This is a genomic window from Streptomyces tailanensis (assembly GCF_008386495.1).
Lineage (GTDB): Bacteria > Actinomycetota > Actinomycetes > Streptomycetales > Streptomycetaceae > Streptomyces > Streptomyces tailanensis.
In genome coordinates, this window is the sequence record NZ_VTHJ01000057.1 from 50,441 (window position 1) to 65,693 (window position 15,253).

Consider the following 15,253-nt stretch of genomic DNA (forward strand, 5'->3'; position numbering starts at 1 on the left):
ATGAACACTGATTTGCGCTGGTCGGGGACGTTGACGTAGTGTTCAGTTCATCGACGCGGGGTGGAGCAGCTCGGTAGCTCGCTGGGCTCATAACCCAGAGGTCGCAGGTTCAAATCCTGTCCCCGCTACTGAAGGCCGAGGGCCCGGAACCGATCAGGTTCCGGGCCCTCGGTTTGTTGTGTGGCCGGTTCGGTCGCGGAGAAGCCCCCGGCGGGTTGGCGCCGGGGGCTTTGTCGTGGGCAGGCGTGGGCTATGGCGTCGCGCAGGTGGGGCAGACGCCGCGGTAGGTGACCTCGACGTCCGAGACGGTGAAGCCGAAGCGCTCGGAGGCGGGGAGGTCGGCGAGAGGGTTGCCCGTGGGGTGGACGTCGCGGATGGTGCCGCACTGGGCGCAGACCAAGTGGTGGTGCGGGCGGTGCGCGTTGGGGTCGTACCGCTTGGCGCGCTTGTCCGTGGCGACCTCGAGCACCTCGCCGAGGGAGACCAGCTCGCCCAGCGTGTTGTAGACCGTCGCCCGGGAGATCTCGGGCAGCTTGGCGACAGCGCGCGCGTGCACCTCGTCTGCCGTCAGATGGACGTGTTCACCTTCGAGGACCTCGGCCACGACGCGCCGCTGCGCGGTCATACGCCATCCGCGTCCGCGCAGCCGTTCCAGAAGGTCACTCATACCGGACAGCCTAACAGCAGGGCGACAGGTTCCGAACAGGTGTGACTTTGGATCCAGGCTTAACCTGGACTTTGTCTAATGGATCTTACGCCGGCGCGTGCTGTCGTGCCGGGGCCCAGCAGCGGATGATGTCGCGGACCGAGACGATGCCGATGGGGGCGCCCTGGTCGAGCACGATGAGGTGGCGGAAACCGCCGTGCGTCATGGCGCGTGCCGCCTCCTCCAACGTCCAGGACGGCGCCGCGAACACGACGTCGGTGGTGGTGTGGGCGTGGGCCCGCTCGATGTCCGGGCTCTCGCCCAGGCCGACGGAGTTGAGGACGTCGCGTTCGGTCAGTATGCCGAGTCCGCCGGCGTCGGGGTCGAGGACCACCGCCGCGCCGACCCGGCGAGCGGACATCAGGGCTGCGGCCTGGCGGAGTGTGTGGTCGGGGCCGATGGTCAGGACCACGGTGGTCATGGCGTTGCGGACGAGCATGGAATACAGCCACCTCCTAGGGAACCCCGACGATGGAAAGGTCAGGCCCGGCGCCGGAGGCACCTATTGAGCACTGCACAAGTTCACAAGTGGGGGGACTCTCAATGTGGCAGGCAAAGCGGAGGTCAACAAGGGGGCGCGCGTGGTCAGTTCGGGGCGCACCGGGATCACTCCGGAGCGCCGTGCGCTACGACGGTATCGGCCGTATCAGCCGTATCGACAGGGCCGGTTCAGTAACGCTGGTTCAGGTACCCCAGCAGTTCGTCGTGGAGCAGGCCGTTCGAGGCCGCCGCGTTGCCGCTGTGCGGGCCGGGGCGGCCGTCGAGGCCGGTGAAGGTGCCACCCGCCTCGGTGACGATGATCGCGTTGGCGGCCATGTCCCAGAGGGACAGCTCGGGTTCGGCGCAGATGTCGACGGAGCCTTCGGCGACCATCATGTACGGCCAGAAGTCGCCGTACGCGCGCGTGCGCCACACCTCGCGGGTCAGGTCCAGGAAGCCGCCCAGGTGGCCGCGCTCCTCCCAGCCGCTGAGGGAGGAGTACGCGAAGGAGGCGTCCGTCAGCTTCGCGACGCGGGAGACGTGGAGGCGGGAGGCCGAACTGAGGCTGCGGCCGCTGAAGGCGCCGTGGCCCTTCGCCGCCCACCAGCGGCGGCCCAGGGCGGGGGCGGAGACCACGCCGACGACGGGCTGGTAGCCGCCTTCGCCCACCTCCATCAGGGAGATCAGGGTGGCCCAGACGGGGACTCCGCGGACGTAGTTCTTGGTGCCGTCGATGGGGTCGATGACCCAGCGGCGGGGGCCTGTGCCCTCGATGCCGTACTCCTCGCCGAGGATCGCGTCGCGGGGGCGGGCGCGCTGGAGTTGGCCGCGGATGAGTTCCTCGGCGGCCCTGTCGGCCTCGCTCACCGGCGTCATGTCGGGCTTCGTCTCGACCTTGAGGTCGAGGGCCTTGAAGCGGGACATCGTGGTCGCGTCGGCGGCGTCCGCGAGGACGTGGGCGAAGCGGAGGTCGTCGAGGTGGTCGGCCATGTGGCGAACGCTATCTGTCGAGGTCGGTGCGGGGCTACAGGGGGGGCCGAGGGTACTGGTGGCCGTTGGGTGGATGGGTGCCCGGGGTGGGTGCTGGGCGGGGGCTGGGCGGGGGTTGGGTGCGCGGCCCGGCGCTTACGGGGTGCCGCCTGCGCCCACCCGTGCCGCCCCGGCGGTACGGGTGGGCGCAGCTATGAAGGGCAGGCGGGTGGGTAGCCGCATCAGCGGCATGACTGCCCGCAGCTACGGCGGGCAGGCGGGTGGGTGCGGCGTGTGAGGTGGTGGGTCGCGTGTGTTGGCTTGTGTGCGCCCCCAGGAGGCGCCGTGGACTCTTGACAGTGGGTTTGTGCGCGTCAAATGTGAGGGCCAGAGTCGCCCGCTCGCACAAGGGAGGCGATGATGCCTGCAGCGCGGGAATCCTTGTTGGACGCCGCTTATACGGCGTTGGTGCGCCGGCCGTGGTCCGCCGTGCGGATGGTGGATGTGGCGGCGGTGGCCGGAGTGTCGCGTCAGACGCTGTACAACGAGTTCGGCAGCAAGGAAGGGCTCGCCCGGGCCCTGGTCCGCAGGGAAGCGGACGGTTATCTGGCGGGCGTCGAACGGGCGCTGGCCACGCCCGCGGACCCCCGGGACCGGCTGGCCGCGACCGCCGAGTGGACCGTGGCGGCCTCCCGGAACAACGCGCTCGTACGGGCCATGCTCACCGGCTGCTGGAGCGAACGCCTGCCCTCGCCGACGCTCTCGGCGGTGCCCTCGTCCTCCGGGGTGCCCGCACAGCGCCGCGCGGACGGACCGCTGCCCGCGCCCGCCGACTTCGTGGCCCTCGTCCGCGACCGGGCCGTCGCCATGCTGTCGCCGCCCGGCACCCCCAAGTCGGACACGGCGGAACTGGCCCGCTCCTGCGAACTCGCCGTCCGCCTCGCCCTGTCCTGCGTGGCGGCACCCCCGGGCGAGGGCGGAGTCACCGACCTCGTACGGACCGCGCTGCCGCGCCAGTTGAGCCGGTTCTGAGGCGACCCTGAGCCGGTCCTGAAGCAGTCGTCAAAGTGGACTAGTGTGATGTGCCCGACAGTTGCAGTCCCACGATGCCCACGATCACCAGGGAGATCGACACGATCTTCAGGGTGGAGACGACGTCACCGAGGAAGATCATTCCGTAGATCGCGGTGCCCGCCGCACCGATACCGGTCCAGACGGCGTACGCGGGCCCGACGTCGAGCTTCTTCAGCGACAGGGTCAGCAGGCCGAAGCTGCCGAGGGCGAAGATGCAGAAGGCGACGGTGGGCCAGAGTCTGGTGAAGCCGTGCGAGAGCTTCAGACAGACGGCGAATCCGGTCTCCAGAAGTCCGGCCACGACCACCAGCAGCCACGCCATGTCTCGTCCTCCCGTGTCCCCACGTTCCGTGACCGCTTCATGTGATCTCGTGTGATCTCGCGTGATCTCGTCTGGTCTGGATCCGACTTGGTGCGATTATGCACTTACCGGGTGGACGGGGGCGCAAACAACGCGGAGGTCAGTCGCCTTCCCGCCGTTCGCGCGTCGAGAGGAGCCGACGCAGGGAGTAGAGGCGGGCTGGGTCCGCGTGACCGTCCGCGACCCACTGGTCCAGCGCGCAGTCCGGCTCGTCGTGACTGCACGCACGCGGACAGCCCTCGGTGCCCGACACCAGGTCGGGGAAGGCGTGGATGACCCGGGAGGGGTCGATGTGGGCGAGGCCGAACGACCGTACGCCGGGGGTGTCCACCACCCAGCCGCCGTCGGAGTCCGCCAGGGGGAGGGCCAACGCCGAGGTGGTCGTGTGCCGGCCGCGGCCCGTCACGGCGTTCACATGGCCCGTCGTACGGCGCAGGTCCTCGGGGACGAGCGCGTTCACCAAGGTGGTCTTGCCCACGCCCGAGTGGCCGACGAACGCCGTGACCTTGCCGTCGAGGTGTTCGCGTACGCGGTCGGCGGCGCCGCCGGTCTCCAGCTCCTCGCGGCTCGTCACGACGTACGGGATGTCGAGGTCGCCGTACAGCTCCAGGAGTTTGTCGGCCGAGGCCAGGTCCGACTTCGTCAGGACGAGGAGAGGGGCCAGGCCGCCGTCGTACGCCGCGACGAGGCAGCGGTCGATCAGGCGGGGGCGGGGTTCCGGGTCGGCGAGGGCGGTGACGATGGCGAGCTGGTCGGCGTTGGCGACGACGACGCGCTCGAACGGGTCGTCGTCGTCGGCCGTGCGGCGCAGCACCGACGTACGGTCGGCGATGCGGACGATGCGGGCGAGGGTGTCCTTCTTGCCGGAGAGGTCGCCGACGAGGGCGACCATGTCACCGACGACCGCGGCCTTGCGGCCCAGCTCGCGGGCCTTCATGGCCATCACCACGCGGTCCTCGACGAGGCAGGTCAGGCGGCCGCGGTCGACGGTGAGGACCATGCCCTCGGCGGCGTCCTCGTGCTTCGGGCGGATGTTCGTACGGGGACGGTTGCCCTTGCGGTTCGGGCGGCTGCGGATGTCGTCCTCGTCGGTGTGCTTGCCGTAACGGCGCATGATCCCGGTCCGCCCGTCAGTTCTTCCCGAGCATCCCGGTCCACAGGTCGGGGAAGTCCGGCAGGGTCTTGGCCGTCGTCGCCACGTTCTCGATCTGCACGCCCTCCACGGCCAGGCCGATGATCGCGCCGGCGGTGGCCATGCGGTGGTCGTCGTAGGTGTGGAAGACGCCCCCGTGCAGCGGGCGCGGGCGGATGTGGAGGCCGTCGGCGGTCTCGGTGACGTCGCCGCCGAGTTCGTTGATCTCCTTGGTGAGCGCGGCCAGGCGGTCCGTCTCGTGGAGGCGGAGGTGGGCGACGCCGCGCAGGGTCGAGGGGGAGTCGGCGAGGGCGGCGACCGCCGCGATGCCGGGGGTCAGTTCGCCGACCTCACCGAGGTCCACGTCGATGCCGTGGATCGAGCCCGAGCCGGTGAACACCAGCCCGTACTCCGTCAGTTCGCAGGAACCGCCCATCTCGGTGAAGATCTCGCGGAGCTGGTCACCGGGCTGGGTGGTGCGCGTCGGCCAGTCGGGGACGATCACCTTGCCGCCGGTCACCAGGGCCGCCGCCAGGAACGGCTGGGCGTTCGACAGATCCGGCTCGATCGTCAGATCGCGGCCGAGCAGGGCGCCCGGCGTGACCCGCCAGACGTTCGGCTCGCCGCCCGACTCCGGCGTGTCCACCTGCGCGCCGACCGAACGCAGCATGTCCACGGTCATGCGGATGTGCGGCATGGAGGGGAGCGTCGAGCCGGTGTGGCGGACCTCGACGCCCTGGTTGAAGCGCGGGGCGGAGAGCAGCAGCGCCGACACGAACTGGGAGGACGACGACGCGTCGATCCGCACCGGGCCGCCGTCGAGGGCGCCGCCGCCGTGCACGGTCAGGGGCAGCGCGCCCCGGCCGTCGTCGTCGATCCGGGCGCCGAGGACGCGCAGGGCGTCGATCACACCGTGCAGGGGGCGCTCGTACGACCTCGGGTCGCCGTCGAAACGGATGGGGCCGTCGGCGAGGGCGGCCACGGGCGGCAGGAAGCGCATGACCGTGCCGGCGTTGCCGACGTCGACGGTGGCCGGGCCGTGCAGGCCCGTGGGGAGGACGCGCCAGGCCTCGCCGGTGCCGTCGGGGCCGACCCCCTCCTCGATGCCGACGCCCATCGCGCGCAGCGCGGCCGCCATCAGGAGGGTGTCGCGGGAGCGGAGGGGGCGGCGGAGCCAGCCGGGTTCGCTCGCGAGAGCCGCCAGGACGAGGGCGCGGTTGGTGACGGACTTGGACCCCGGGACGTGGACCGTCGCGTCGACGGGTGCGGTTGCCTGCGGGGCGGGCCAGAGGGCGGGGTGGGTGTCTTTCGGGGCCATGGTCCCAACCTTAGTGGGGGATCGCCTTAAGGGGTGCGTTGTGATCGCCGTGGGCGGCTGGCTTCGTCGTGGCTTGTCGCGCAGTTCCCCGGCCCCTGGGGTGGCTGGTCACAAGCCCAGTAGCCAACGCCCTCCACCCATCAGCGAGCAAAGCGACACCACGTGGAACATCAGCAGCCACGCCAGCGGTGGTACGTGGGTCAGGCGGGAGAGTTGGTCCGCGTCCGAGTCGCCGGCTCCGCCCCGCCTGCGCTTCGCCTGGAGTTCGAAGGCCGGGCGTACTCCGCCGAGGAGGAGGAACCAGACCACCGTGTACGCGAAGGCCGCCTGGACCTGGGGGCCGGCGAGCCAGGAGACGACCACGAAGGTGCCGCCGGTGAGGATCACCGTCAGGGCGCCGTAGGCGTTGCGGATCATGACGAGCATGGCGACCAGCAGGATCGTGGCGAGCCACAGGAGCAGGGTGATGCGGCCGGAGCCGAGGAGGGCGGCGCCGCCGAGGCCGAGGAGCGGGGGTGCGGTGTAGCCGGCCGCGGCGGTGAGGATCATGCCGAGGCCGGTGGGCTTGCCCCTGCTGACCGTGAGGCCGCTGGTGTCGGAGTGGAGGCGGATGCCGGTCAGGGTGCGGCCGGTGAGCAGCGCGATCAGGCCGTGACCGCCCTCGTGCGCGATGGTGATGGCGTTGCGCGAGAGCCGCCAGACACCGTGCGGGACGATCGTGGCGAGCGCGGCGACCGCGGTGGCTATGACGACCCAGGTGTCGGGGTCGGGCTGGCTGCCGACGAGCTCGTCCCAGAGGGAGGCCAGCGAGGTGGCGGCGGTGCTTTCCATGGGTGGCGGTGGCTCCCTCAGGTCGCGATCAACAGGGGCTGGCGCGTAGCGCCATCGTTGGGGGGTGGTGGTCGGGTGACGGGTGGGCATGGAAGTCTGGCACTCATGTGCGGACGGTATGCGGCGAGTCGTAGGCCCGAGGATCTCGCAGGAATCTTTGAGATCGAGAAGTGGGAGCCTGAGGAGACCCTGGAGCCCGACTACAACGTGGCCCCCACCAAAGAGGTCTACGCGGTTCTCGACCGCCCTCTTAAGGACGCCGACGACAAAAAGCCGGTTCGCCAACTGCGCAAGCTGAAGTGGGGGCTCGTCCCCTCCTGGTCCAAGAACCCCGAGGGCGCCGCCCGGATGATCAACGCACGCGCCGAGACCGTCCACGAGAAGCCGTCGTACCGGCGTGCCTTCGCCACCCGGCGCTGCATCCTGCCCGCCGACGGCTACTACGAGTGGGTCACCGGCAAGCAGGAGCGTGATCTGGAGGTCGAGGGGAAGAAGAAGCGGCCGCGCAAGCAGCCGTACTTCGTGCTCCCCGCCGACGGGTCCGTCTTCGCGATGGCCGGGTTGTACGAATTCTGGCGGGACAAGACTCTGCCGGACGACCACCCGCAGGCCTGGTGGGTCACCTGCTCGGTGATCACGACGGAGGCCGAGGCGACGCCGCTGGCCGTGGCCCCGGAGCACGGCCCGCACACTTTGGCCGAGATCCACCCCCGGATGCCGCTGATGCTCACGCCCGACCGCTGGGACTCCTGGCTCGACCCGGCCCGCACGGACCCGGACGACCTGCGCCGGCTGCTGGAACCGCCGCCCGCCGGGCTGATGCGCGCGTATCCCGTCTCCACGGCCGTCAGCAATGTCCGCAACAACAGCCCGGAGCTGCTCGACGAGCTGGAGGGGCCCGAGGAGGGCACACTCTTCTGACGTGACTTCCAGAGCGACTTCCGATGTGACCGGGATCAGAGAAGAGATCGACACCGAGGCGGGTACGGCCCGCATCACCTGGTGCGCGGCTGAGAAGAACGATTTCGTGCTGGCCGTCGGCCACGGCGCCGGCGGCGGGATCGAGGCGCGCGACCTCCAGGCCCTCGCCGCCGTACTTCCGGCGCACGGTGTGACCGTCGCGCTCGTCGAGCAGCCCTGGCGGGTGGCCGGGAAGAAACTCGCGCCCGCCCCCAAGACGCTGGACGTGGGCTGGCGGGGGTTGTGGCCCGCGCTGGCGAAGCCGGGGCTGCCGGTGATCGCGGGCGGACGGAGTGCCGGGGCCCGGGTCGCCTGTCGTACGGCGACGGAGCTGGGCGCGGCGGCCGTACTCGCGCTGAGCTTCCCGTTGCATCCGCCGGGCAAGCCGGAGAAGTCCCGCGCGGACGAGCTGCTCGGGGCCGGGGTGCCCACGCTCGTCGTACAGGGCGGGAACGATCCGTTCGGGCGGCCGGAGGAGTTCCCGCAGGGGTCGTACGACTTGGTGGAGGTGCCGTACGGCGATCATGGGTTCGCCGTGCCGAAGCGGGCGCCGCTCGGGCAGGAGGAGGCGCTGAAGGTCATCACCGACGGTGTCGTGGAGTGGATCGCGTCACTCCGGTAGAGGAGTGGAACGCGTCACTTAGTAAGGAGTCGGTGGGAGAACGGGAATGCCGGATGGCCGGCCTCTGTTGTGCGGATCAGACAGCGCGAGAGCGTGCTGGCCGTTCGTAGGAGAGGAAGTCCGCCGCATGGGTTCGACCATCTGCCCGAGCCGCAGCAGCCGCGCCGACCTGGACTGGACGGTGCTGCACGCGGCCAAGAGCGCCCCTATTCGGGCGGCGGCGGGCGTGGATCGTCGTCTATCCTCCGATTCTGGTGGTACCGGTCTCGGTATCGCACAGACGCTGGAGGAGGTGGGTCCGGTCACTGGGACCGACGCAGGGACCGAACACGGCCAGGCGGAGCAGCCCGAAGGCACGGAGACCGCCGCGGAGCGCAGCGCCCGTTTCGAGCGGGACGCTCTGGAATTCCTCGATCAGATGTATTCCGCCGCGCTGCGTATGACGCGGAACCCGGCCGACGCCGAGGACCTGGTGCAGGAGACGTACGCGAAGGCGTACGCGTCCTTCCACCAGTTCCGTGAGGGCACGAACCTGAAAGCCTGGCTGTACCGCATCCTCACCAACACCTTCATCAACTCGTACCGCAAGAAGCAGCGCGAACCCCAGCGCAGTGCGGCCGAGGAGATCGAGGACTGGCAGCTGGCGCGCGCCGAGTCGCACATGTCGACGGGCTTGCGCTCCGCCGAGTCGCAGGCGCTCGACCACCTGCCCGACTCGGACGTGAAGGAAGCGCTGCAGGCGATCCCCGAGGAATTCCGCATCGCCGTCTATCTCGCGGACGTCGAGGGCTTTGCGTACAAGGAGATCGCCGACATCATGGGGACACCCATCGGTACGGTGATGTCCCGGCTGCACCGAGGCCGCCGTCAACTGCGCGGCATGCTGGAGGACTACGCCCGTGAGCGGGGGTTGGTCCCGGCCGGCGCCGGAGAGTCGAACGAAGCGAAAGGCTCGGGCTCATGAGCTGCGGAGAGCCGCACGAGACGGATTGCAGCGAGATCCTCGATCATCTCTACGAGTTCCTCGACCATGAGATGCCTGACGCCGACTGCACCAAGTTCGAGCACCACTTCGAGGAATGCTCGCCCTGTCTGGAGAAGTACGGGCTCGAACAGGCCGTCAAGAAGCTGGTCAAGCGGTGTTGCGGGCAGGATGACGTGCCGACCGACCTGCGGGCCAAGGTGATGGGGCGGATCGATCTGATCCGGTCCGGGCAGGCCGTGCCCGAGCATGATGTGACGGCCGGACCGGCGACGCCGCAGGAATCCTGAAATCTTTAATTCCGTTTCTGTGCCTGTTCTCCGACGGCCGTCCGGCCGTCGGAGAACAGGCACAGATCGTTTCGGAGCTCTCAGACCTCGAGGCCGCTCTCGATGCGCTTGAGGGCGTGCCGGGCCAGCGCCAGGTTGCTGCGGCTGCGGTCCAGCGCGAGGTAGAGGAAGAGCGAGCCCTTGCTGCTGATCAGCGGGCGGACCAGGTGGTACTGCCGGCCCAGCGTGATCAGGATGTCCTCGATCACGTCGTTCATGTCGAGCGAGGCCAGCGTGCGCATCTTGGAGCGCACGACCTCGGTGTTGCCGGCCGCCGCGAGTTCGAGGTCGAGGTGCGGCCCGCCGCCTAGGGTGCCGAGCGACATGCCGCTGTCGTAGTCGACGAGCGCGACGCCGATCGCGCCGTCGATCGTCATGGCTTCCTTGAGCGCGGTCTCGATGTTCATCTTGCTGCCCCAATTCCTCAGTGGAGCTGACCGGTCACTGTCCGGCCAACTACGATCGACGCGAGTGACCGCAGCGGTCACAAACATCAACTTTGTGGCGTGTTACGGAAGTTGGCGTTCAAAGTACTGTGCGGCGCGTGAACGTGGAGGGCGAATGGGGGAACGGGCTACGGCGCTCCAGACGTCCCTGGACCGGCTACTCGAATCTCCCGGCGTCACCGGCGTCGCTCTGATCGATGCCGTGACCGGGCTCACCTACGGAGTGGCGGGAGACGCCGCCCAGGCGGGGACCGGGACGGAGGCCTCCGAACTCGCCGCCCTCATCTGCGAGCGGCTCGGCGCGGCGGGGGCCGTGGGGGAGTTGGAAAGCGTGGTCATGACCAGCACGAGACGCCACCAGGTGCTGCTTTCCGTGGACCGGTCGGCCGGCGATCCGCTGCTGCTGGCGGCCGGACTCGACCGGGACCGGGCCAACATCACCCTGGCGTTGCGCGGCCTCGGCGACCGGGCCCGAGAGGTACTGGCGTGAAGACCCCCTCGGCGCGCAATGTGCCGGCGCTTCTGCAAGCCCTGCACCAGGAGGGCTTCAGCGGCACGGTACGGGTCTCCGGTACCCCGGGTGGCACGATTCACCTGCGTGACGGCCTCATCGGCGCGATCGAGACACCGGGCGCGCCGACCGCGACGTCCACGCTGCTCGCCTCGGGCCGGATCGACGACGACGCCTGGCTGGCGGCGTGCGCGGCGGAGCCCGACCTGGACCGGCTGGACCTGCACCTGGTGGCCACGGACCTGATCGGCGGCGCCGAACTGGAGGTCGTCTGCACGGCGGCCGTCTTCGACGGGGCCTTCGCGATGGCGCTCAGTCCGCCCGCCGGCTGGGAGCTGACCGAACGTGAGCCGACGCTCCGCACCCGGCCCGGCGTCGAGCCGAGGCCGCTGGCCGAGGAGACCACCCGGCGAATGGCGTTACTGTCCCGGCTGTGGGGCCCTGCCGGTGAACTGGCCCGTGTCCGGCCCGAACCGGTCCCCGGCCCGGAGAACCCGGAAGCCGACGGCAGGCCGGCGCGGCTGACCCGGCGTCATCGCGAACTCGTCGAGAGCACCAACGGGCGCCGCACCCCGCGCGACATCGCCTTCGCCGGCGGGCGCGGACTCTACGCGGTGATGCTCGACCTGATCCGGCTGGAGCGGCGCGGGGCCGTCCGTTGGGAGAACCGGACGACACCCGACGGCCGGCCCAGCACCGCACCCCGGGTCCCGTCGGCACAGACGGCGGCCGACGAGCCGTTACCGAGGGCGGGCCCTCTTCCCAGACGCAGACCCGGTGGGGGATTTCCCTCCGGAGACCTCGGAGCTAGGGGCGGGTAGTGAGCTCAGACGAAGACCCGGCCCGCAAGCGCCGCCGCCGCACCAAGGCAGCACGTCCCCGGCGGAGGCCGGCCCCGAAAGCAGGGGCGGACGACCGCACGGCACCATCCGCCGCACCCTCACCTCCACCCGCACCCTCATCCCCGGCCGCCGAGCCCGGGGCCACGGACGCGGAACGGCCACCGTTACCCATGCGGAAACCCGCGCGGGGCACGACACCGACTTCGGGAAACGCCCGGACTTCGGGAAACGACCGGAACGACGCGTCGGACAACCCGGCCGCGCCGCCGTCCGCCTTCCCGCCCCTGTCCCTGCTGTCGGCTGAGGAACTCCTCGCCGAACAACCCTCCATCGACATGCTGCGGCGTGTCCGCCGCGGGCTGCGGGCCCTCCCCGAGTCCGACCAGCGGCGGCACCCGTCCGAATGAGCCGCTCGGACCCGCACCATCCACCGCAGAGATCCGGACCAAGGAGCACGTTCCCCATGACCGCACACGCATCGACCGAATCGCTCACCGGCATCCTGGCCTCGCTGCGTGATCGGGTGCTGGGCGTCTCCGAGAGCGTCCTGTCCACCGTGGACGGGCTCCTCGTCGTCGCCGACGTCGACAAGGTCCATCCCGAGTCCATCGCCGCGCTCGCTGCCGCCACGCTCGGTGTCAGCCGCCGCATGGCCGACCAGTCCGGTGTCGGCGCGCTCCGTGAGGTGGTGGTCCGGTGCGGGGCCGGCCACGTCATCGTCGTAGCCGTGGGCGAGCGCACCCTCCTCACCGTCATGGGTGACGACGGGCTGGACATCGCCGCGTTCCAGAGGGAATCGCCGGCGACCGTGGAGCAGCTCAACAAGGTGTTGGCGGCGGATGTGTCGTAGGTGAACACTCGAACGTGACTTCACTCGAAGGAGTTAATCCGGCCATCATGGCGCCACCTATTCGGCCGTAGCCGTCTCCGCCCGACCCCGCCCGTCCTAGGCTCCGGAGCCTAGGACTCGGGAGGGGTGTGAGGGGTGTCATGGGGTCGGTTCCGGTGGGGGCACGGGTGTACGTCGCCTGTGTCGCCGTCGGTGCCCTCGGGTGTCTCGCGCCGTTGCCCGGGGTCCGTGTTCCGTGGTGGGCGGTGGCACTGCTCGCCGTGCTGTACGCCGCGTGCGAGCAGATCACCCGGTGCCGGATCGTGGGGCACCTGGCGCCCAAGGGCATGGGGTCCTTCTTCCCCGTGCTCCTCGCCGGGGCGTTTCTGCTGCCGCCGCCCGTCGCCGCGCTCGTGGCGGTGCCGGGGGCGTTGATCGCCCGGGTCGAGCAGCGGCCGCGGTGGTTGCGTCGCGTGTGGCGGGCGGCCCAGCTCGTGCTCGCCGTGTGGGCCGCGTCCCGGGTGCACCGGGCGCTGGGCGGCCGGGACGCGGTCGTCGAACCCGACTTCCCGTACGCGCTGCTGCCGGCCGGGGCCGCGGTGCTGACGTTCTGCGCGGTGCTGACCGTGCTCGACGGCGGCATCCTGGCGCTCGCCGAACGGGTGCCGTGGCGTGGCGCGTGGCGGGGGCTCCTCCCGCGGTCGCTGGGGCCCGTCGTGGTGCACGGGCTCGCCGGGCTGATGATGGCGGTGCTCTGGCGCAGCCCGTACGGCCCCGTCGCCGCGCTGCTCGTCCTGTTGCCGATGTACGTGTCCTGCTGGGTGTTCGCGCAGTACCACCGGGAGCGGGCCGCGCACCAGGCGACCATTCGCGCCCTCGTCCAGGCCGTCGACATCAAGGACGGGTATACCCGCGGGCACAGTGAGCGGGTCGGGCAGGCGTCCATGATGATCGCGCGGGAACTGGGCATGGACGACGAGCGGACCGAGGTGCTCCGCTTCGCTGGGATCCTGCACGACGTCGGGAAACTGGGGGTGCCCACGCGGCTGCTCCGCAAGGACGGGCCGCTCACCCCGGAGGAACGTCGGGTCATCGAACTGCATCCCGAGTACGGCCACGAGATGGTGCGCGGGATCTCCTTCCTCGGCGAGGCCCGGGCAGCGGTGCTGCACCACCATGAGCGGCTGGACGGGAGCGGCTATCCGTCCGGGCTGGCGGGCAGCCAGATTCCGGAGTTCGCGAGGGTGGTCGCGGTGGCCGACGCCTTCGACGCGATGACCTCGACGCGGTCCTACCGGCGCGCCCGGCCGGCCGCCGCCGCGCTCGCCGAGCTGGAGCGGTGTGCGGGCGCACAGTTCGACCCCGTGATGGTGGGGGCGCTGGGTCGGGCCCTGGGACGGTACGGCTGGCATCCGGCGGTGACCGCCGACCCGTCCCTGGCCGACCCCTGCGGAAACGGTCCGCCGCCTGGGGCGTCCGGGGCCGACACGGTCGTAGAACAGGCGAACGCGGAGCAAGGGGATGCGAGAAAGGCGGACGCCTCTGGGAGGCGGGTCCCGTGAGTTTCGTCGTCGTCCTTCGTTCCGTCGCCGTGCTCCTCACCGTCCTCGCCCTCGCCCACACCCTCCGGCACGGTCTCGACGAACCCGGTGTCGCTCTCGCCTTCGGTGTGCTCGTGGTCGTGGGGGAGCTGTCGCGGTGGAGCGGGGCGGAGGGGCGGGAGTCGGCGCCGCTCGGGGGTGCCGGGGCGCTGGCGTACGCGTTGCTGGGGGAGAGCGGTGGGCGGGCGACCCAGCACGGTGTCCTCCAGGTCGTCGCGGTCGTCGCCGTGGCCGCGCTGCTCGGGTGTGTGCCGCATGTGGCCCGAGGGTGCGGGGCGACCGTCGATCACCTCACCCGGCGGGTGCTCACCGTCGCCTTCGCCGCCGTCTGCTTCCAGCCGCTGTACGACCGGGGCAGGCTGTTGGAGTGGAGCGGGGCCGCGCATGTGCTGTTGCTCGTCGCGCTGCTCGTGCTGGCCGTGCTGTGCGAGGCCCTGCTGGCGGCGGCCATGGCCCACGCGCGGACGCGGTGGCCGTTCGGGCCGCTGCTGCGGGACGAGCTGCGCGCGCTGCTCGGGATCGGGTCCGTGGTGTGCGCGACCGGGGTCGTCATGTCCCTCGCGGTCGGCGTCGTCGGACTGTGGGCGCTGGCGGTCTTCTCGCTTCCCCTGCTGCTGACCCAGCTGTCGTTCCGGCGGTACGCGGCCGTGTGGACCACGTATCGGCAGACCATCGCCTCGCTCGCCCGGGCCACCGAGATCGCCGGGTACACCCCGCCCGGGCACGCCCGGCGCGTGGCCGCGCTCAGTCGGGAGGTGGGGCGGGAGCTGGGGCTCAGCGAGCCGGAGCTGACTGTGCTCGAGTACGCGGCGCTGATGCACGACATCGGGCAGCTGAGCCTTGTCGACCCCGTGCCGGCCGGGGCCACCACCGGGCTGCCCGCGGCCGAACAGCGCCGGATCGCGCTGCTGGGCGGCGCGGTCGTACGGCAGACCGGAGTGGACAACGAGGTCGCGGACGTGGTGGAACGGCAGGCGGACCCGTACCGTGACCAGCCGGTCGGCGCCCGGATCGTACGGGCCGTGAACGCGTACGAGGAGAAGGCACGGGCAGCGGGGCCCGGAGGCCCGCTCAGGGCGCTGGAGGAACTGAGGCTCGGAACCGGCCGCGACTATCAGCCGGAGGTGGTCGAAACCCTGGCCAGGGTGCTGACGCGGCAGCGGGGCGGTGCGACGGGGGTCCATGGCGTCCAGCGCTAGGGCCTGTATCTGGTTTCGATCAAGGGGTGGCCCGCGCGAGCTCCTTGATCCAGATCATCGA

Annotated in this window: 19 protein-coding genes and 1 tRNA gene; 12 read left to right on the plus strand and 8 right to left on the minus strand. The window is 70.7% G+C overall.

The features are described 5' to 3' along the window. Nucleotides 1-54: 54 nt before the first annotated feature. Nucleotides 55-128, plus strand: a tRNA-Met gene (locus F3T56_RS35280). A gap of 122 nt (nt 129-250) precedes the next feature. Here F3T56_RS35280 and F3T56_RS35285 read toward each other — a convergent pair. The 3 genes from F3T56_RS35285 to hisN all read right to left on the minus strand — a co-directional run bounded on the left by F3T56_RS35285 (nt 251) and on the right by hisN (nt 2,176). After that, nucleotides 251-667, minus strand: a complete 417-nt coding sequence (locus F3T56_RS35285) for a Fur family transcriptional regulator (RefSeq protein WP_149829424.1) — start codon at nt 665-667, stop codon at nt 251-253. A gap of 85 nt (nt 668-752) precedes the next feature. Beyond that, nucleotides 753-1,145 (minus strand): CBS domain-containing protein, encoded by a 393-nt coding sequence (locus F3T56_RS35290; protein ID WP_149829425.1) that lies wholly within the window; start codon nt 1,143-1,145, stop codon nt 753-755. A 230-nt stretch (nt 1,146-1,375) separates the two neighbouring features. Then, entirely contained in the window at nt 1,376-2,176 is an 801-nt protein-coding gene (hisN, locus tag F3T56_RS35295) for a histidinol-phosphatase (RefSeq protein ID WP_149829426.1), read from the minus strand. A 399-nt stretch (nt 2,177-2,575) separates the two neighbouring features. Here hisN and F3T56_RS35300 point away from each other — a divergent pair, with 399 nt between their 5' ends. Next, nucleotides 2,576-3,187, plus strand: a complete 612-nt coding sequence (locus F3T56_RS35300) for a TetR/AcrR family transcriptional regulator (protein WP_149829427.1) — start codon at nt 2,576-2,578, stop codon at nt 3,185-3,187. Between the two features lie 40 nt (nt 3,188-3,227). Here the strand turns inward: F3T56_RS35300 and F3T56_RS35305 are convergent, their stop codons facing one another. The 4 genes from F3T56_RS35305 to F3T56_RS35320 all read right to left on the minus strand — a co-directional run bounded on the left by F3T56_RS35305 (nt 3,228) and on the right by F3T56_RS35320 (nt 6,871). Beyond that, the gene (locus tag F3T56_RS35305; protein WP_149829428.1) at nt 3,228-3,551 is read right to left on the minus strand and encodes a DMT family transporter; all 324 of its coding nucleotides are present in this window, start codon (nt 3,549-3,551) and stop codon (nt 3,228-3,230) included. Between the two features lie 139 nt (nt 3,552-3,690). Next, complete coding sequence (gene rsgA, locus F3T56_RS35310; RefSeq protein ID WP_149829429.1) at nt 3,691-4,704, minus strand: ribosome small subunit-dependent GTPase A; 1,014 nt, start codon at nt 4,702-4,704, stop codon at nt 3,691-3,693. Nucleotides 4,705-4,720: 16 nt separating this feature from the next. After that, nucleotides 4,721-6,040, minus strand: coding sequence for a 3-phosphoshikimate 1-carboxyvinyltransferase (gene aroA, locus F3T56_RS35315; protein WP_149829430.1), 1,320 nt, complete (start codon nt 6,038-6,040; stop codon nt 4,721-4,723). A gap of 108 nt (nt 6,041-6,148) precedes the next feature. Beyond that, nucleotides 6,149-6,871, minus strand: coding sequence for a M50 family metallopeptidase (locus tag F3T56_RS35320; protein WP_149829431.1), 723 nt, complete (start codon nt 6,869-6,871; stop codon nt 6,149-6,151). Nucleotides 6,872-6,976: 105 nt separating this feature from the next. Between F3T56_RS35320 and F3T56_RS35325 the strand changes: the two genes are divergently transcribed. From F3T56_RS35325 to rsrA, 4 genes are all read left to right on the plus strand, one after another. Next, nucleotides 6,977-7,792 (plus strand): SOS response-associated peptidase, encoded by an 816-nt coding sequence (locus F3T56_RS35325; protein WP_149829432.1) that lies wholly within the window; start codon nt 6,977-6,979, stop codon nt 7,790-7,792. Between the two features lies 1 nt (nt 7,793). Next, entirely contained in the window at nt 7,794-8,453 is a 660-nt protein-coding gene (locus tag F3T56_RS35330; protein WP_425473700.1) for an alpha/beta hydrolase family protein, read from the plus strand. Nucleotides 8,454-8,745: 292 nt separating this feature from the next. Beyond that, nucleotides 8,746-9,417: an RNA polymerase sigma factor SigR gene (sigR, locus tag F3T56_RS35335; protein WP_216373040.1), complete on the plus strand. Its 672-nt coding sequence runs from the start codon at nt 8,746-8,748 to the stop codon at nt 9,415-9,417. Further along, nucleotides 9,414-9,725: a mycothiol system anti-sigma-R factor gene (gene rsrA, locus F3T56_RS35340; protein WP_149829434.1), complete on the plus strand. Its 312-nt coding sequence runs from the start codon at nt 9,414-9,416 to the stop codon at nt 9,723-9,725. The genes sigR and rsrA overlap by 4 nt, the downstream gene beginning before the upstream one ends. Before the next feature lie 80 nt (nt 9,726-9,805). On the opposite strand, the gene F3T56_RS35345 is transcribed toward rsrA, so the two are convergent. Continuing rightward, nucleotides 9,806-10,171, minus strand: a complete 366-nt coding sequence (locus F3T56_RS35345) for a hypothetical protein (protein ID WP_149829435.1) — start codon at nt 10,169-10,171, stop codon at nt 9,806-9,808. A 154-nt stretch (nt 10,172-10,325) separates the two neighbouring features. Between F3T56_RS35345 and F3T56_RS35350 the strand changes: the two genes are divergently transcribed. The 6 genes from F3T56_RS35350 to F3T56_RS35375 all read left to right on the plus strand — a co-directional run bounded on the left by F3T56_RS35350 (nt 10,326) and on the right by F3T56_RS35375 (nt 15,192). After that, on the plus strand, nt 10,326-10,700 hold the full coding sequence (locus tag F3T56_RS35350) for a hypothetical protein (protein WP_246204220.1): 375 nt from the start codon (nt 10,326-10,328) through the stop codon (nt 10,698-10,700). Then, entirely contained in the window at nt 10,697-11,542 is an 846-nt protein-coding gene (locus F3T56_RS35355) for a hypothetical protein (protein ID WP_149829436.1), read from the plus strand. Before F3T56_RS35350 ends, F3T56_RS35355 begins: the two co-directional genes overlap by 4 nt. A 191-nt stretch (nt 11,543-11,733) precedes the next feature. After that, on the plus strand, nt 11,734-11,970 hold the full coding sequence (locus tag F3T56_RS35360; RefSeq protein ID WP_149829437.1) for a hypothetical protein: 237 nt from the start codon (nt 11,734-11,736) through the stop codon (nt 11,968-11,970). 56 nt (nt 11,971-12,026) lie between these two features. After that, nucleotides 12,027-12,413, plus strand: coding sequence for a roadblock/LC7 domain-containing protein (locus F3T56_RS35365; protein ID WP_149829438.1), 387 nt, complete (start codon nt 12,027-12,029; stop codon nt 12,411-12,413). 140 nt (nt 12,414-12,553) lie between these two features. Beyond that, on the plus strand, nt 12,554-13,954 hold the full coding sequence (locus tag F3T56_RS35370) for an HD-GYP domain-containing protein (RefSeq protein WP_149829439.1): 1,401 nt from the start codon (nt 12,554-12,556) through the stop codon (nt 13,952-13,954). Continuing rightward, entirely contained in the window at nt 13,951-15,192 is a 1,242-nt protein-coding gene (locus F3T56_RS35375; RefSeq protein ID WP_149829440.1) for an HD-GYP domain-containing protein, read from the plus strand. Before F3T56_RS35370 ends, F3T56_RS35375 begins: the two co-directional genes overlap by 4 nt. Nucleotides 15,193-15,253: the final 61 nt, after the last annotated feature.

What these genes read in the sequence shown, in the direction of transcription:
- F3T56_RS35285 (WP_149829424.1), bottom strand. Translation starts at nt 667, where the DNA reads ATGAGTGACCTTCTGGAACGGCTGCGCGGACGCGGATGGCGTATGACC.
- F3T56_RS35290 (WP_149829425.1), bottom strand. Translation starts at nt 1,145, where the DNA reads ATGCTCGTCCGCAACGCCATGACCACCGTGGTCCTGACCATCGGCCCC.
- hisN (WP_149829426.1), bottom strand. Translation starts at nt 2,176, where the DNA reads ATGGCCGACCACCTCGACGACCTCCGCTTCGCCCACGTCCTCGCGGAC.
- F3T56_RS35300 (WP_149829427.1), top strand. Translation starts at nt 2,576, where the DNA reads ATGCCTGCAGCGCGGGAATCCTTGTTGGACGCCGCTTATACGGCGTTG.
- F3T56_RS35305 (WP_149829428.1), bottom strand. Translation starts at nt 3,551, where the DNA reads ATGGCGTGGCTGCTGGTGGTCGTGGCCGGACTTCTGGAGACCGGATTC.
- rsgA (WP_149829429.1), bottom strand. Translation starts at nt 4,704, where the DNA reads ATGCGCCGTTACGGCAAGCACACCGACGAGGACGACATCCGCAGCCGC.
- aroA (WP_149829430.1), bottom strand. Translation starts at nt 6,040, where the DNA reads ATGGCCCCGAAAGACACCCACCCCGCCCTCTGGCCCGCCCCGCAGGCA.
- F3T56_RS35320 (WP_149829431.1), bottom strand. Translation starts at nt 6,871, where the DNA reads ATGGAAAGCACCGCCGCCACCTCGCTGGCCTCCCTCTGGGACGAGCTC.
- F3T56_RS35325 (WP_149829432.1), top strand. Translation starts at nt 6,977, where the DNA reads ATGTGCGGACGGTATGCGGCGAGTCGTAGGCCCGAGGATCTCGCAGGA.
- rsrA (WP_149829434.1), top strand. Translation starts at nt 9,414, where the DNA reads ATGAGCTGCGGAGAGCCGCACGAGACGGATTGCAGCGAGATCCTCGAT.
- F3T56_RS35345 (WP_149829435.1), bottom strand. Translation starts at nt 10,171, where the DNA reads ATGAACATCGAGACCGCGCTCAAGGAAGCCATGACGATCGACGGCGCG.
- F3T56_RS35350 (WP_246204220.1), top strand. Translation starts at nt 10,326, where the DNA reads ATGGGGGAACGGGCTACGGCGCTCCAGACGTCCCTGGACCGGCTACTC.
- F3T56_RS35360 (WP_149829437.1), top strand. Translation starts at nt 11,734, where the DNA reads ATGCGGAAACCCGCGCGGGGCACGACACCGACTTCGGGAAACGCCCGG.
- F3T56_RS35365 (WP_149829438.1), top strand. Translation starts at nt 12,027, where the DNA reads ATGACCGCACACGCATCGACCGAATCGCTCACCGGCATCCTGGCCTCG.
- F3T56_RS35370 (WP_149829439.1), top strand. Translation starts at nt 12,554, where the DNA reads ATGGGGTCGGTTCCGGTGGGGGCACGGGTGTACGTCGCCTGTGTCGCC.